A 15,248-nucleotide genomic window follows, 5' to 3' on the forward strand; every position below is an offset into this window, starting at 1 on the left:
ACGGGTCGAACGCGCCGGTCGCCGCGGTTGCCCGCGGATCGCGATCGGCTCGACCCGACGTGGAGAATGATCCTGGGGCCACCGGCCCCGTCTCGCGCTCCGCACCGGGTCTTCGTCTCACCATCAATCCTACTGTGCGCGGAGGACAGAACCACCACTCGGCACCCTCAACGAGGCGGCTGAGATGTCCGTAGCCGGCAGAACCCCGCTGCCCGCGACTCCCCCCACACGCCAGGCTCCGATCGCACGCGCCGTCCCCGAACGGGTTGACCCGCACCCGGGCGGGTCGGGGGTCGCGGTCGGGCCGCCCGTGCCGTACGTTTGCGGCGCCCCGGAACCGCCCTTGATCTTTACCGGCCGGAACCGGGACGATCGACCCGATCGACCCGACACGTGCTCTTTAAGAGGTGACAGATGGGGCTGGACAACGTCGCGGTGCACTGGCCGCGGACCGGCCGCTTCTACGATCCGGTCGCGCCGGCGGAGTTCGTCGACTTCGGCGAGATCGTCGACGTGCCGCGAATCTCCGCGCCGACGGCGGCGCTGGCCGAGCTGATCGCGAAGACCGGGACCGTCCGGGCGACCGCGTACACCGAACTGGTGGATCTCCTCCTCGGGCTGGAAGGTGTGTTGTACGCCACAGACGCCGCAGCCGAGGACGAGGACCCGGTGATCGACCCGGACGGGTGCGCCTGGATCGCCGGCGGGATCGAGCGGTTCGTGGCCGGCCACCGGGAGTACGGCGAGGCCGTCACCTTCGACTCGGTCAGCATCGTGCTGCGCGGGTTGCTCGGCGACGGCCGGTTGGCCGAGCAGCAGCTGCGGTGGCTGGAGAGCCGGCTCGACGCGTTGCGCGACGAAAGCGGCGACCCGCCGCAGTGGAACTTCACCTGCGCCGAGTTGGGCGTGCTGGCCGCCTTCTACCGGCGCTGCGCCGAGCGCGGCTTCGCGGTCTACGCCGACGCCTGACCGGCCACCCCGGCCTGCGGTGTGGGGTCGCCGGGTCGGTTGGCCGCGGCGATCACCTGGGTGAGCACCGCGTGCAGGTGTCGCAGGTCCTCGAGCGGCAGGCCGAGCCGCTCGACGATCGCGGCCGGGATGCGTTCCGCCTGCTCGCGGAGCGCCGTTCCGCTGGCGGTGAGGGTGACCGCGAGGCTGCGCTCGTCGGCGGCGTCACGCTCGCGGCGCAGGTAGCCGGCCGCTTCGAGCCGCTTGAGCAGGGGCGACAGGGTGCCCGGATCGAGTTGCAGGAGGCGGCTGAGGTCGCGGCCGGACAGCGGCGCGTGCTGCCACAGCGCCAGCATGACCAGGTACTGCGGATGGGTCAGGCCCATCGGTTCCAGTAGCGGCCGATAGACGGCCACGACGCTGCGTGCCGCCACCGACAGGGCGAAGCACACCTGCTGTTCCAGTGCCAGCGGATCCCCGCCGGCCGGCGGTTCGCTCATCTGTTGCCCTCCCGATGCACGATGGCTATCGTACCGACCATTGGTACACCAACTGTTGGTGTACCAACCATATGGCGGCAGGGTGGAGGCCCAGATGAGCGAGGACGGCGCGGCCACGAGATCCCCCGGCGAGGGCGGCCGGTTCCTGCGGTGGGCCTACCGGCACCTCGCCGGTCCGGCCGACGGCGTCCAGGGCGCGATCCAGGGCGGCTCGGCCGAGGCCCGCGAAGCCTGGAAGCGCGACCTGGCCGAGCGCAAGCGCTACACCCGGGAACAGCGCGAACGCCGGCGCGCCGACCGGCGCACATGACCCACCCGCTCAGCCGTAGGTGTCGCGCGGCCCCCGGCCACGCACCCGGCGCGGCCCCTTCTGCCAGGACGGCGCGGCCGGTCCGTGGATGTGCAGCTTGCGCACCACGTTGTGGCCGACCTCGCTGGCGATCTGCTTGAGCAGCGAACCGGCCAGCAGCCGCAACTGGGTCGCCCACGCGGTCGAACGGGCCTCCACGGTCAGCTCGCCGTTCTCCAGCTTCACCGGCCGGCTGTTCTGCGCGACCTCCGCGCCGACCACCCGCTCCCACGCGCCGAACACCGTGGCCTCGGCCGCGGGCTGCTGCCAGCCGCGCGCCTTCACCAGCCGGTTCAGCACCGCGCTGAGGGGCTGCGGGTCGCGCGGGTCGGGGCCCGGGCCGGAATAGCCGCGCAGCCTCCGCCCCGAGCCGCCGGCGCCATCGCCACCAGAGCCACCACCGGGGGTACGCCGTGCGCGGGCCGCCGCCTGCCGGCGGGACAGCGCCGCGTCGAGCACCGCCCTGGCCAGCTCCGGGCCGGCGGGTGCCGGCCCGTCACCGCCGACCGCTTCCGATCCGGGGGTACGCGCGCCCGCGGCGTCGCCACCACCGGTGGCCTTCGGCCGTGCGGTACTCCTCGAAGCGGCGTCCCCGGTCACCCTGGCACGTCGACCGTTGGTGGGTGGCTCATCCGACACGGCGGACCGTCCCCTCGCCGACCTGGTAGCGGGTGCCGCGCAGGGCAGCCGGCACGTCATCGTCCACGGCACAGGTCACCAGCAGTTGGCTCGCCCCGCCGACCAGCTCCGCCAGACGTTCCCGGCGCCCGGTGTCCAGCTCGGCGAAGACGTCGTCGAGCACCAGCACCGGCTCGATGCCGTCCGCGCGCAGCAGGTCGTAGCCGGCCAGCCGCAGCGCGAGCGCGAACGACCACGACTCGCCGTGGCTGGCGTACCCCTTGGCGGGCAGCGGGCCGAGGGTCAACGCCAACTCGTCGCGGTGCGGGCCGACCAGCGTGGTGCCCCGTTCGATCTCGGCCGACCGTGACGCCGCGAGGGCCGCCGTCAGCGCCTCGGCCAGCGTGGCACGGTCGGTGGTCGGCTCGGCCAACTCGATCGAGGGTCGGTAGGCGATGCCCGCCGCGCCCCGACCGGCGGCCACCGCATCGTACGCCTTGGCGACGTGCGGGGTGAGCGCGGCGACCAGCTCCAACCGGCCGGCGAGCAGCTCGGCGCCGTGCTGGGCCAGGTGGGCGTCCCAGACGGCCAGGGTGCCGAGGTCGCCGCCGCGGGATCCACCCGTCTTGCGGGCCAGGTACGCGGTGCGCAGCAGGGCGTTGCGCTGCTTGACCACCCGCTCGTAGTCGGCCCGCACGCCCGCGTACCGGGGCTGGCGGTTGACCAGCAGGTCGTCCAGGTAGCGGCGACGCTCGGCCGGGTCACCCCGGACCAGCTCCAAATCTTCCGGGGCGAAGAGCACCAGCCGCAGCGCACCGAGCACGTCGCGGGCCCGTCGAGCCGGGGATCGGCCCAGCCGGGCGCGGTTGGCCCGGCCCGGCACGATCTCCAGCTCGACCAGGAGTTCCCGGCCGTCGTGCACCACCGCGCAGCGGATCACCGCTGAGGCGGCGCCCATCCGGACCAGGGGGGCGTCCGTGGCGACCCGGTGCGAGTCCAGGGTCGCCACGTAGCCCAGCGCCTCGACGAGGTTCGTCTTGCCGACGCCGTTGGCGCCGGTCAGGACGTTCGCCCCCGGCTGGAGGTCGACGGCGACCCGCTCGTACGAGCGGAAGTCGACCAGTTCCAGCCGGTGGACGTACACAGGGTGTGGATACCGCTCAGCGCTTGTGGACGGCGTGGCCACCGAACTGCTGGCGCAGTGCGGCGACGGCCTTCATGGCGGGTGAGTCGTCCTGCCGGGAGGCGAACCGGGCGAACAGCGAGGCGGTGATGACGTTCAGCGGAACGGCCAGCCGGACCGCCTCGTCGACCGTCCACCGGCCCTCGCCGGTGTCCTCGGTGTAGCCGCTCAGCTCGGCCAGCTCCGGGTCCTCGTCGAGGGCCCGGTCCAGCAGGTCGAGCAGCCAGGACCGGACGACGGTGCCCTCGCGCCAGGACTTGAAGACGCCCGGCACGTTGGTCACCAGCTCGGAGGCGGTGAGTAGCTCGTAGCCCTCGGCGTAGGCGTGCATCAGGCCGTACTCGATGCCGTTGTGCACCATCTTCGAGTAGTGCCCGGCGCCGACCGGCCCGGCGTGCACGAAGCCGAACTCGCCCTCCGGCTTGAGCGCGTTGAAGATCGGCATGAGCCGGTCGACGTGCTCCTGGGCACCGCCGACCATCAGCCCGTAGCCGTTCTGCCGGCCCCAGACGCCGCCGGAGACGCCCACGTCGAGGTAGCCGATGCCGCGCTCGTGGAGCCGCTCGGCCCGGGGGGCGTCGTCGCTGAACCGCGAGTTGCCGCCGTCGATGATGATGTCGCCCTCGTCGAGGTACTCGGCGAGTTCGTCGATGGTGGTGTCGGTGACGCCGGCGGGCACCATGACCCACACCGCGCGCGGGGACTCGAGCTTGTTCGCCAGCTCAGCGAGGCTCGCCGCGTCGCTCAGCTGCGCGTCGTGGTCGAAGCCGACCACCTCGTGGCCGGCCGTGCGCAACCGCTCGCGCATGTTGCCGCCCATCCGGCCGAGTCCTACCAGGCCGAGCTGCATGTGTTTCTACCTCCGTGGATCTGGGTGTTGCTGGGCTCGATCAGCGAGACACGCGGATCGGCATGATGAGGTACCGGTACCCCGGAATGACTTCGCCATCCTCGCTGGCCGGTGAGATCACCGCGGGTTTGAAGGCGTCGACGAACGAGAGCACGGCGGTCTGTGAGCCGAGGTTCGCGAGGCCGTCGATGAGGTACTGGGGATTGAAGCCGATGGTCAGCGCGTCCCCGGTGAAGGTGGCCTCCATCGCCTCGCTGGCCCGGGCCTCCTCGGAGCCGCCGGCCTCGACGACCAGGCCGTCCGCGCTGAAGCTCAGCAGCACCGGCGTGGCGCGCTCGGCGACCAGGGCGACCCGCTTGACCACCTCGATCAGGGTGCTGACCGGCACGCGGGCCTCGGCGTTGTGGGTGGCCGGGAAGAGCGAGCGCACCGGCGGGTAGTTGGCGCCGTCCAACAGCCGGCTGGTGGTACGCCGGGTGCCCCCAGCAAGACCGACCATGCCCTCACCGGCGGCGCCCTGCGCGAGCGCGAGGGTGACCTCGCCGCCCAGCGGGCCGAGCGCCTTGGCGGTGTCGTTCAGGGTGCGGGCCGGCACCAGGGCGTTGATGCTCACCTCGGGGTCGTCCGGCCGCCACTGGATCTCCCGCAGCGCGAGGCGGTAACGGTCGGTGGCGAGCATCGACAGGGTGCTGCCGGACAGCTCGACGCGGACGCCGGTCATCATCGGCAGCGTCTCGTCACGACCGGCGGCGATGGCCACCTGGGCGACCGCCGTGGCGAACGCGGCGGCGTCGACCGTTCCGGCGCTCTGTGGCATCTCGGGCAGCGCCGGGTAGTCCTCCACCGGCATGGTGGGCAGGGTGAACCGGGCGCTGCCGCAGACCAGCTCCAGGTGCGCGCCGACTGCGGCGATGTCCACCGGCTTGGCCGGCAGCGCCTTGGTGATCTCGGCGAGCAGGCGACCGGAGACCAGCGCGGCGCCGTCGGCGTCACCCTGCACCTCGACGGTGACTTGGCTGGAGACCTCGTAGTCGAACCCGGAGACCCGCAGGTTGCCATCGGTGACGCGGAGCATCACCCCGGCGAGCACCGGTACGGATGGCCGGTTCGGCAGGCTCTTCGCGGTCCACGCCACGGCCTCGGCGAGCGCGTCGCGCTCCACTCGGAACTTCATCAATGCCTCCGCGTCGACGTCAGCGACAACTCTCTCATGCCGACCGCTGCCTACCGTCCCGCCCGACCGTGCGGGTACCCATCGCACCTTAGGGCGCGGGGACATCGGCTGTGCGCCCGACCCCGTGGATCGTGTCGCTGCTGACGTCTGCTCCGGCAGCGTTCGGCCCGATCCACAGAAAGCCCAACGGTGATGATTGGTTTTTGTTCTCTTAGAAGAGATAACTCATCGTCTTCATCGCACCTGTGCAAACTGTGGAGAACCCGGGTTCGCGCAGCTCAGGCAGGTTATCCACCGGTGATTTGACTGTGGATAACCGGGGGTACAACCGGCTCGTGTGTCCACAGCCCGGCTTCGGCGGTCGGTTGTCCACCGTTGTCCACCGGTTGTCCACCGGTAATCCACCGACTTTCTCCCCAAGCCTGTGGACGGCCACGAAGATCATCATTGTCGTCATCCCCAGAACCTTCAACAGGTCGTGCACAGGGCAGTGGTCATCGGTGGACAACGCGACGGTTGTCCCCAAGCGTCCACAGCGTCGTGCACAGGGTTTTTCCACAACCTGTGGGTAACCGGCGGCGGGCCGACTGTAGTTATCCACAGCCGGTGGACAACGAGTTGTGGACAACGAGCGGCAATCGAGGCGGACACGGCTTCGATGCTGTGGTCTGCACCATGTCGAGGGTCAAGCGGGCAGCCCTCAGAAGAAGGAAAAAACAACGCCCGGCCGGAGATCCGGCCGGGCGTGTCCGTCCCGGGCAACGTGCCGCCGAGGCGGCGGGCGTACCGCTCAGGTGTTCTGCTTGATCCGGTTGGTCAGCTCGGCGATCTGGTTGTAGAGCGACCGCCGCTCCGCCATCTGCTGACGGATCTTGCGGTCGGCGTGCATGACCGTGGTGTGGTCCCGACCGCCGAACGCCTGCCCGATCCGCGGCAGCGACAACTCGGTCAGCTCCCGACACAGATACATGGCCACCTGCCGGGCGTTGACCAGCACCCGGGAGCGGGACTGACCACGCAGGTCCTCCAGGCTCACCCCGAAGTAGTCGGCGGTCGACGCCATGATCTGGTCGGCGTTGATCTCCGGGCCGGCGCCGTCGGGCATGAAGTCCCGGAGCACCTCCTCGGCCAGGGACAACTCGACGGTCGACCGGGTGAGGCTGGCGAACGCGGTCACCCGGATCAGCGCCCCCTCCAACTCCCGGATCGAGTTCGACACCCGGGAGGCGATGAACTCCAGCACGTCCGGCGGGGCGTACATCCGCTCCTGCGCTGCCTTCTTCTGCAGGATCGCGATCCGCGTCTCCAGGTCCGGCGGCTGGATGTCGGCCAGCAGCCCCCACTCGAACCGGGTGCGCATCCGGTCCTCCAGAGTGGCGAGCTGGCGCGGCGACCGGTCGGAGGTGATCACGATCTGCTTGTTGGCGTTGTGCAGGGTATTGAAGGTGTGGAAGAACTCCTCCTGCGTGCGCTCGCGGTTCTCCAGGAACTGAATGTCGTCGATCAGCAGGATGTCGACGTCGCGGTAGCGCCGCTGGAACGCGCTGGTCTTGTCGTCCCGGAGCGAGTTGATGAAGTCGTTGGTGAACTCCTCGGTCGAGACGTACCGGACCGAGCGGGCGTTGCCGAGCGTCGTGGCGTAGTGCCCGATGGCGTGCAGCAGGTGGGTCTTGCCCAGCCCGGAGTGACCGTAGATGAACAGCGGGTTGTACGCCTTCGCCGGTGACTCCGCCACCGCCACGCTCGCCGCGTGCGCGAACCGGTTGGACGAGCCGATGACGAACGTCTCGAACATGTACTTCGGGTTGAGCCGGTTGCCGCCGGTGTCCGCGCCGGGCAGCCGGCGGTCGTCACGACCCCCCGCCCGGTGGTCCACCCCGCTGCGACCCGGGCCGCTGTCCGTTCCGCTGTCCCGGGGCAGCGCGCGGATCACGTGCTGGTCCCGCGGCGTCGCCGCCTCCTCGCGGTAGCGGGGCTCGTACGGCCGGGTGTCCGGGCCGGGCGGATCCAGGCGGGCGGCCTGCTCGTCGTAGCCGCGCCGGTCCGGCCCCTGGTGGGGCGACCGCAACGGCTCCACGAACGACGCGCTGAAGAGCGCCTCCTGCCCGTCACGGCTGGCCGGGATCAGCCCCGACCGGTGCCCGTCGGCCGTCGGCGCGAGGGGCTGCCCGACGGGTGCCGGCGGGGCGCCGGACTCCGGGGCGTACGGCACGCGCTGCTGGTCGGGGATGACCGGGTCGTTTGTCGGCCGTCCAGGGTGCTCGACGTCGAACGGTCCGGCGGGCGGACCCTCGACGTCGATCGACCCCGGCTCCGGTGTGCTGCGGTAGACGGTGCCGGCCGGGCGGCCGCTGGCATCCTCGGCCACCCGCACGGTGACCGCCACCTGGATCGGTCGGCCGAGCCGGCGGGTCAGCGCCTCGGTGATGGCCGGGCGCAGCCGCGATTCGATCACGTCCCGCGTGAACGCGTCCGGAACGGAGAGCAGCGCGGTGTCCTCGACGATCGCCCGTAGCCGCGTCAGTCGGAGGTAGGCGCGTTGCTGAGCGGAGATGATCTCGTCGGCGAGTTCGTCGGTCGCCGCCAACCACACCGCGGCAAGGTCGGTCGTACCGGCCACCGTCGTGCCACCCCCTCGCCTCTGCTCCCGGCCGCCGCTGTCTGCCAGCCGGCCGTCCCGGGCCCGCCGCGTGCGCGGGTGGAACATCACCCACCCGGACGTCAACCGGTGGTCGTCCACAGGTTATCCACAACCTGTGTGCAGACCGATGGTGGCCGCCCGTCGGACGCGGGTGGGACCTGCCCCCTGCCTGAACGGGCGCTGAAGCGGGTTCACCGTGCCGAACGATTCACTACCTTGTCCGGTCTTGCCTGTGCGACGACCGGAGCTTCCGACGCTCACCGCAATCGGGCACGGTAACAGCGTTGTCCCTGCGCCATCAACCGGCGGCGCGAAGGCACCCTTGTCGGCATCAGCGAAAACCGCCCCTTCGGTCCCGGGCGAGTCCCGGCCCGGACCCGTTGTCCGCCGCAGCGGGGTGTTTGACGGTCATTGCCCCCCTGCGTAGGCTGGAGCGGCTGCTCTCTCGCCCTCTGCTAGGGTGATGGGTGCTTGCTGTCCGCGGCCGCATCCCCGCATCGCCGAGGTCCCGCTCCGCCGGGCAGCACCGATCGGTGGCCACCGTCGAGGTGGCCTGGACCACCCCACGACCCCGGCGATCCCGTCGCCCGGGGCGCGTACGAAAACGGAGAGCCTGACGTGAGCAAGCGCACCTACCAGCCGAACAACCGCCGGCGCGCGAAGACCCACGGCTTCCGGCTGCGCATGCGCACCCGTGCCGGCCGTGCCATCCTCTCGAGCCGCCGCGCCAAGGGTCGCACCACCCTGTCGGCCTGAGCCGACCGGGCCGGTCCGGGGAACGTGGGCAGTCGTGCTGGCCGCCGCACAGCGACTGCGGCGCAGCACTGACTTCGCCGCAGCGGTCCGCGGTGGCCGACGCGCCGGACGAGGCGCCGTCGTGGTCCATCTGACCGTGCCGGCGACCATCGACCCCAGCACAGTGACCTCGCCGGAGCCGGCGCGGGACGCTGACGCGGAGCAGTCCTCCGCGTCGACCCGCGCCGGCTTCGTCGTGTCCAAGGCCGTCGGTAACGCGGTGGTCCGCAACCAGGTGCGCCGTCGACTGCGGGCGTTGACCCGGGACCGACTGGCCGCACTTCCGGCCGGCAGCACCCTCGTCGTACGGGCGCTGCCCGCGGCGGCCGAGGCGTCGTACCCCCGGCTCGCCGCCGACCTGGACGCCGCCATCGCGGTCGCGCGTTCGCCCCGACAACGGCGGTCCCGATGAGCGGTGACCCGGGCACGGCGCCAACCGGTGCGGCCAGGGTGCTGATCGCACCCATCATCGCGTACCGTCGGTGGATAAGTCCGGCGCTGCCGGCCCGCTGTCGGTTCTACCCGTCGTGCAGTGCGTACGCCCAGGAGGCCGTCGCCCGCCACGGCGCGCTCCGGGGAGCCGCCCTCGCGGTCCGGCGGCTGCTGCGCTGCCACCCCTTTCACCCTGGTGGACATGACCCGGTGCCGGAGCCGGGCAGCCGCCGTCGTGCTGATGTGACTGGAGCCCCGAATTGAGTCTGAGTCTCGACTGGATCTACTACGCGATTTCGTGGATCCTGCTGACCTGGCACTCGGCGTGGGACGCCATCGGGGTGCCCGTCGGCGCGGTGATCGGCACCAACTTCGCCTGGATCCTGTCCATCATCTTCCTGGTGGTCACCGTCCGGGTGATCCTGTTCCCGGTCTTCGTCAAGCAGATCAAGTCGCAGCGGGCGATGCAGGCGCTCCAGCCCAAGGTCAAGGAGCTACAGGAGAAGCACAAGGGTGACCGGGAGACGCTCCAGAAGGAGATGATGGAGCTCTACCGGAAGGAAAAGGCCAACCCGCTGATGGGCTGCCTTCCGATGTTCCTCCAGATCCCGGTCTTCCTCGGCCTCTTCCACGTGCTGCGCCGGCTCGACCCGGACAAGCAGAACAAGACCCTGTACGGCTGGACCGTCGACCAGTTCCAGAGCGCCTCGCAGGCGAAGCTCTTCACCGCCCCGATCGCCGGCAAGTTCGGCTCCACGGCCGACGAGCTGGCCAGCCTCGGCGCCAACGGCACCACCGTCAAGATCATTGCTGGTGTCCTCGTCCTGGTGATGATCGCGACCACCTACCTGACCAGCCGTCAGATGATCCTCAAGACCGGTTGGGCCGAGGACCCGCAGCAGCGGATGATCCAGCGACTGATGCTCTACGGCATCCCCGCGTCGCTGCTGATCTCCGGTGCGATCTTCCCGATCGGCGTGATCATCTACTGGGTCACCAACAACCTCTTCACGCTGGGCCAGCAGCAGTGGGTGCTCCGCAAGTTCCCGCCGCCGGTGACCGCCAAGAAGGCCACCGCCCCGGCCGCCAGCCGCAACCCGGTCCAGCCCGCCAAGTCCGCCGGTCTGTTCGGGCGCTCCAAGGCCGCCCCGCCGGCGCCGGTGAAGGCCACCGCGCCCAAGGTGGCGGGCCCGAAGCCGGGTGCCAAGCCCACCAACCCGAAGAAGAGCCGCCCCGCCAAGCGGCAGGGCTGACTCGTCCGGGCCGTCGTCGGGCAACCGGCGGCGGCCCGTTCCGCACCGCGCAGCCGCCGTACGGTCGGCGCCGGACGGAACCGACCGCGCTTGACGCGGCCACGGGCGACACTGCCCGTACAGACGTGCCCGCGGGCACCGGCGACCTCCAGCCGGCCCCGGGAAACCAGTCGGACCCGACGGTCCGGCCGAGCGAGTACGGAGATGAGACCGTGACCGAGACCAGCATGCCCCGCGCCGAGCAGTCCCTGGACGAGGAGGAGACCGCACCGCTCGCGGTGGACGACGACGCCGAGACCGACGACACCGAGACCACCGCCGGCGGCCGGGCGAAGAAGGCCACGGGCGAGGGCGACCTGTTCCGGCAGAGCGAGATCGCAGCCGACTACGTCGAAGGGCTCCTCGACATCCTCGACTACGACGGTGACATCGACGAGTTGGTGGCCGGCGGCCGCCCGGTGGTCGAGGTGGTCGGCGCGCGCCTGCAGAACCTGGTGGGTCAGCGCGGGGCCACCCTGGAGGCACTCCAGGAGCTGACCCGGCTCGCCGTCTTCCGGCAGACCGGGACTCCGAGCCGCCTGCTGCTCGACGTCGGCGGCTACCGGGCGAACCGCCGCAAGGAACTGGCCGCGGTCGCCAAGAACGCCGTCGAGAAGGTCAAGGAGTACGGCGAGCCGGTCCGGCTGGAGCCGATGTCCGCGTTCGAGCGCAAGTGCGTGCACGACGTGGTGAACGCCATGTCCGGCGTGGAGAGCGAGTCCGAGGGTGTCGAGCCGAACCGGCGCATCGTCGTACGGCCGGCGGACTGATCGGGTGACACACGACGACGCCACGGCCGACGCCGTGACCGGCCCGGGCGGCACGCCGCCCGGGCCGTCCGCTGTCCGCCCCGACCACACCGGCAACGCCCCGGCGCAGGACGACGCCGCCCCGTCCCCGGTCGACGCGGCTCTCCCGGCCGAGCTCGCCCCGGCGGCACTGACCCTCTTCGGCGACCGGCTCGACCTGGCCGCCGCGTACGCCGAACTGCTCGCCACCGACGGGGTGGTCCGCGGCCTGATCGGCCCCCGCGAGGCGCCCCGGATCTGGGACCGGCACCTGCTCAACTGCGCCGCGGTCGCCGAGCGGATCCCGACCGCGGCGACCGTGCTCGACGTCGGCTCCGGCGCCGGCCTGCCCGGCCTGGTCCTGGCCATCGCGCGCCCCGACCTGACGGTCACGCTGATCGAACCGCTCGCGCGACGGACGTCGTTCCTCATCGAGGTCGTCGAGCGGCTCGGCCTGACCAGATCGGTACGGGTGTTCCGGGGTCGGGCCGACGAGGCCGCCAGTGGGTCGAGCGGACGGGAGCCGATCAGCGGCGACGTCGTGACCTCCCGCGCGGTCGCACCACTGGACCGCCTGGCGACCTGGAGCCTGCCACTGGCGGTGCGCGGCGGCCGGCTCCTGGCCCTCAAGGGATCATCCGCCGCCGCGGAGATCGAGGAGCACGCCGACGTGGTGGCGCGGGTCGGCGGAGGGGAGCCCACCGTGCACCTCTGCGGTGTCGGAGTCATCGACCCGCCCACGACCGTCGTGGAGATCGTGCGCGAGCGGATGGTCGGCCCGGCCCGCCCCACCGCCAGCAAGCGGACCCGGGGCGGACGGGCCCGCCGCCGCTGACCCTGTGCGCCATCGGGCGTCCGGCCGACGGGTTGCCTCGTTGTACCGGTACGGATGGAACGAGGGTATGAGAACCCGACGTGGACCGGCCACGCCCGTCCGCCGTAGGCTGACCGCGCGTCGATAGTGTGGAGCGGGCGACGGACGTCGTAGGTCTCCGACCGCTCCCGAGGGGCCGTACGCTCCGGGGTGCGAGCGCGGGTGCGGCCAAGTTGACCGGGGCGCGGACCGACCATCCGAAGCGGGCAGGGATGACAGGTGCATGACGACGGCAGGTACGACGATCCACGCGTGATCGGGTCAACCAGCGACCCTGTTTCACGTGAAACCGACTACCCGAGCTGGTCGCCCGGCGAGCCCGGGCCGTCGCCCCGACCAGCGGACAGCGATCCGCTGGTGTCGAGCGACGATCCGGCGGGCCAGCCGGTCGGACCGGAGAGCCCGGATCCGATGACTACTCGACGGGCGTCCGAAGGGCTCACCCGACCGGTCAACGCCGTCGACGTGCGGCAGACGGTCGGACGGCGGAACACCGCAGCGGCGGTGCGTTTCGAGCCGGCGGTCCCGCACCAACCCACCGCGGCGGTCGCTCGGGACGCCGCGCCGGTGGTCGCCGACGCGCCGGTCGGGTCGGCCGAGTCGCTGGCTGCTATGGCGGCCGATCCCACGTACGTTTCACGTGAAACCCCGACGCGCGAAGAGGATGACCCACCGTTGGCTATGGAGGCGATGCGCGCCGTGCAGATCCTGAATCCCAGTGGCGAGGTGACCATGCCTCGGCCGGACCGGACCCGGGTCATGTGCGTCGCCAACCAGAAGGGCGGCGTGGGCAAGACCACGACCACGGTCAACCTTGCGGTGGCACTCGCCCTGCACGGCAACCGGGTGCTCGTCGTCGACCTCGACCCGCAGGGCAACGCCTCCACCGGGCTCAACGTCCCGCACCACACCGGCATCCCGGACGTCTACGACTGCCTTATCAACAGCGTGCCGCTGTCCGAGGTCGCGCAGGCGGTCGAGGGCATCCCCAACCTGTGGTGCGTACCGGCGACGATCGACCTCGCCGGCGCGGAGATCGAGCTGGTGTCCGTCGTCGCTCGCGAATCGCGTCTGGATCGGGCCATCGCCGCCTATCCGGGCCAGTTCGACTACGTCTTCATCGACTGCCCGCCCTCGCTCGGCCTGCTCACGGTCAACGCCCTGGTCGCCGCGCAGGAGGTGCTGATCCCCATCCAGTGCGAGTACTACGCCCTGGAGGGGCTCAACCAGCTGATCAACAACATCAACCTGGTACGGCAGCACCTCAACCCGAAGCTCGACGTCTCCACGATCCTGTTGACGATGTACGACCGCCGTACCCGGTTGGCGGACGCGGTCGAGCAGGACGTCCGGAACCACTTCGGCGACAAGGTCCTCCAGGCGGTCATCCCCCGCAACGTCCGGGTCTCCGAGGCACCCAGCTACGGCCAGTCGGTGATGACCTACGATCCCGGATCGCGGGGAGCCACGAGTTACTTCGAGGCCGCCCAGGAGATCGCCGAGCGGGGCGTCAAGGAGCCGGTGGGCCGGAATGCGTAGTGCGGAAGAGTCGCTGGGAGGCGTGGCATGAAGAACCGTCCTCGGGGCGGTCTGGGTCGGGGCCTGGGGGCGCTCATCCCGACCGGGCCGGTGAACGGCGTCGGTACCGCGACGGCCGAGCCGGAGAACGGGCTCGTCGATGACGAGGGCGCCGCCCTCGAACCGACACCGGCGACAGTCTCTACCGCGCCGCCGGCGGAGACTGAACTGGCGCTGAGCCCGGTGCCCGGCGCCCGGTTCGCCGAGATCCCGGTCGACGCGATCGTGCCCAACCCGAAGCAGCCCCGCCAGGTCTTCGACGAGGAGGCGCTGGAGGAGCTGAAGACCTCGATCCAGGAGGTCGGCTTCCTCCAGCCGATCGTCGTCCGGCAGCTCGACGACGAGAAGTACGAACTGGTGATGGGCGAGCGGCGCTGGCGTGCCGCCCAGGCCGTGGGGCGGGAGAACATTCCCGCGATCGTCCGGGACACCCGCGACGACGCCATGCTCCGCGACGCGTTGCTGGAGAACATCCATCGGGCCAACCTGAACCCCTTGGAGGAGGCCGCCGCCTACCAGCAGCTGCTGGAGGAGTTCGGTGCCACCCACGAGGAACTCGCCCGACGGATCGGCCGGAGCCGTCCGCAGATCTCCAACACCATCCGACTGCTGAACCTGCCGGCGCAGGTGCAGCGGCGGGTCGCCGCCGGCATCCTCTCGGCGGGTCATGCCCGCGCCCTCCTGAGCCTCGACGAGTCCGACGCTCAGGAGCAGTTGGCGCTGCGGATCGTGGCCGAGGGTCTCTCGGTCCGTGCGACCGAGGAGATCGTGGCCCTGACGCTGAACGACGGTCCGGCGAAGGGGCAGGCGGCGAAGCGTCGTCCGAAGCCGCACGCGCCCGCCCTCTCCGATCTCGCCGACCGGCTGTCCGACCGGTTCGACACCCGGGTGAAGGTCGACATCGGCCGGAGCAAGGGCAAGATCACGATCGAGTTCGCCACGGTCGACGACCTTGAGCGGATCGTCGGCATCATCGGAGTACAGCAGGAGGAGAGCGGCGACTGACCTCTCTCCCCGTCGCTCGCGGCCGCGCTCCCTCGGGGCGCGGCCGCTCTGCGTCTGACGCTGCGGTCCCGCTCCCTCGCGGCGCGGCCCGTCCTGCGTCTGACGCTGCGATCCCGCTCCATCGGGCGCGGCCCGTCCTGCGTCTGACGCTGTGATCCCGCTCCATCGGGCGCGGCCGTTCTGCGTCTGACGCTGCCGTCCCCGTTTCACGTGAAACGGCG

General features: G+C 71.1%; 16 protein-coding genes. 10 read left to right on the plus strand and 6 right to left on the minus strand.

The features are described 5' to 3' along the window. Positions 1–414 precede the first annotated feature (414 nt). The gene (locus tag AB0H52_RS07140) at positions 415–969 is read left to right on the plus strand and encodes a hypothetical protein (protein WP_151487699.1); all 555 of its coding nucleotides are present in this window, start codon (positions 415–417) and stop codon (positions 967–969) included. Here AB0H52_RS07140 and AB0H52_RS07145 read toward each other — a convergent pair. Beyond that, positions 954–1,448, minus strand: a complete 495-nt coding sequence (locus tag AB0H52_RS07145) for a MarR family transcriptional regulator (protein ID WP_151487698.1) — start codon at positions 1,446–1,448, stop codon at positions 954–956. The two genes, AB0H52_RS07140 and AB0H52_RS07145, sit on opposite strands and share 16 nt — an antisense overlap. A 94-nt stretch (positions 1,449–1,542) precedes the next feature. Here AB0H52_RS07145 and AB0H52_RS07150 point away from each other — a divergent pair, with 94 nt between their 5' ends. Then, the gene (locus AB0H52_RS07150) at positions 1,543–1,758 is read left to right on the plus strand and encodes a hypothetical protein (protein ID WP_278125498.1); all 216 of its coding nucleotides are present in this window, start codon (positions 1,543–1,545) and stop codon (positions 1,756–1,758) included. 9 nt (positions 1,759–1,767) lie between these two features. On the opposite strand, the gene AB0H52_RS07155 is transcribed toward AB0H52_RS07150, so the two are convergent. The 5 genes from AB0H52_RS07155 to dnaA form a co-directional block, all read right to left on the minus strand. Beyond that, positions 1,768–2,397 carry a DciA family protein gene (locus tag AB0H52_RS07155; RefSeq protein WP_357945796.1) on the minus strand — a complete coding sequence of 210 codons (630 nt, stop codon included), beginning with the start codon at positions 2,395–2,397 and terminating at the stop codon, positions 1,768–1,770. Positions 2,398–2,425: 28 nt separating this feature from the next. Continuing rightward, positions 2,426–3,559: a DNA replication/repair protein RecF gene (gene recF / locus AB0H52_RS07160; protein WP_357945799.1), complete on the minus strand. Its 1,134-nt coding sequence runs from the start codon at positions 3,557–3,559 to the stop codon at positions 2,426–2,428. Between the two features lie 16 nt (positions 3,560–3,575). After that, positions 3,576–4,448, minus strand: a complete 873-nt coding sequence (gene gnd, locus AB0H52_RS07165) for a phosphogluconate dehydrogenase (NAD(+)-dependent, decarboxylating) (protein WP_151487694.1) — start codon at positions 4,446–4,448, stop codon at positions 3,576–3,578. Positions 4,449–4,488: 40 nt separating this feature from the next. After that, complete coding sequence (dnaN, locus tag AB0H52_RS07170) at positions 4,489–5,622, minus strand: DNA polymerase III subunit beta (RefSeq protein ID WP_151487693.1); 1,134 nt, start codon at positions 5,620–5,622, stop codon at positions 4,489–4,491. A gap of 790 nt (positions 5,623–6,412) precedes the next feature. After that, positions 6,413–8,242, minus strand: a complete 1,830-nt coding sequence (gene dnaA / locus AB0H52_RS07175) for a chromosomal replication initiator protein DnaA (RefSeq protein WP_151487692.1) — start codon at positions 8,240–8,242, stop codon at positions 6,413–6,415. Positions 8,243–8,881: 639 nt separating this feature from the next. Between dnaA and rpmH the strand changes: the two genes are divergently transcribed. The 8 genes from rpmH (at position 8,882) to AB0H52_RS07215 (ending at position 15,027) form a co-directional block, all read left to right on the plus strand. Further along, complete coding sequence (rpmH, locus tag AB0H52_RS07180) at positions 8,882–9,019, plus strand: 50S ribosomal protein L34 (protein WP_007453904.1); 138 nt, start codon at positions 8,882–8,884, stop codon at positions 9,017–9,019. Positions 9,020–9,053: 34 nt separating this feature from the next. Next, positions 9,054–9,470 (plus strand): ribonuclease P protein component, encoded by a 417-nt coding sequence (gene rnpA, locus AB0H52_RS07185; RefSeq protein WP_151487691.1) that lies wholly within the window; start codon positions 9,054–9,056, stop codon positions 9,468–9,470. Next, positions 9,467–9,754 carry a membrane protein insertion efficiency factor YidD gene (yidD, locus tag AB0H52_RS07190; protein ID WP_192580088.1) on the plus strand — a complete coding sequence of 96 codons (288 nt, stop codon included), beginning with the start codon at positions 9,467–9,469 and terminating at the stop codon, positions 9,752–9,754. The genes rnpA and yidD overlap by 4 nt, the downstream gene beginning before the upstream one ends. A 2-nt stretch (positions 9,755–9,756) precedes the next feature. Beyond that, complete coding sequence (gene yidC / locus AB0H52_RS07195) at positions 9,757–10,743, plus strand: membrane protein insertase YidC (protein ID WP_151487731.1); 987 nt, start codon at positions 9,757–9,759, stop codon at positions 10,741–10,743. 227 nt (positions 10,744–10,970) lie between these two features. Continuing rightward, positions 10,971–11,552, plus strand: a complete 582-nt coding sequence (locus AB0H52_RS07200) for a R3H domain-containing nucleic acid-binding protein (protein ID WP_151487730.1) — start codon at positions 10,971–10,973, stop codon at positions 11,550–11,552. Positions 11,553–11,721: 169 nt separating this feature from the next. Then, entirely contained in the window at positions 11,722–12,405 is a 684-nt protein-coding gene (gene rsmG, locus AB0H52_RS07205; protein WP_192580093.1) for a 16S rRNA (guanine(527)-N(7))-methyltransferase RsmG, read from the plus strand. Between the two features lie 258 nt (positions 12,406–12,663). Further along, positions 12,664–13,983: an AAA family ATPase gene (locus AB0H52_RS07210; protein WP_357945806.1), complete on the plus strand. Its 1,320-nt coding sequence runs from the start codon at positions 12,664–12,666 to the stop codon at positions 13,981–13,983. 27 nt (positions 13,984–14,010) lie between these two features. Further along, positions 14,011–15,027 carry a ParB/RepB/Spo0J family partition protein gene (locus AB0H52_RS07215; RefSeq protein WP_357945809.1) on the plus strand — a complete coding sequence of 339 codons (1,017 nt, stop codon included), beginning with the start codon at positions 14,011–14,013 and terminating at the stop codon, positions 15,025–15,027. Positions 15,028–15,248 lie beyond the last annotated feature (221 nt).

The organism is Micromonospora sp. NPDC050695 (assembly GCF_040654415.1).
In the GTDB taxonomy this organism is placed as follows: domain Bacteria; phylum Actinomycetota; class Actinomycetes; order Mycobacteriales; family Micromonosporaceae; genus Micromonospora.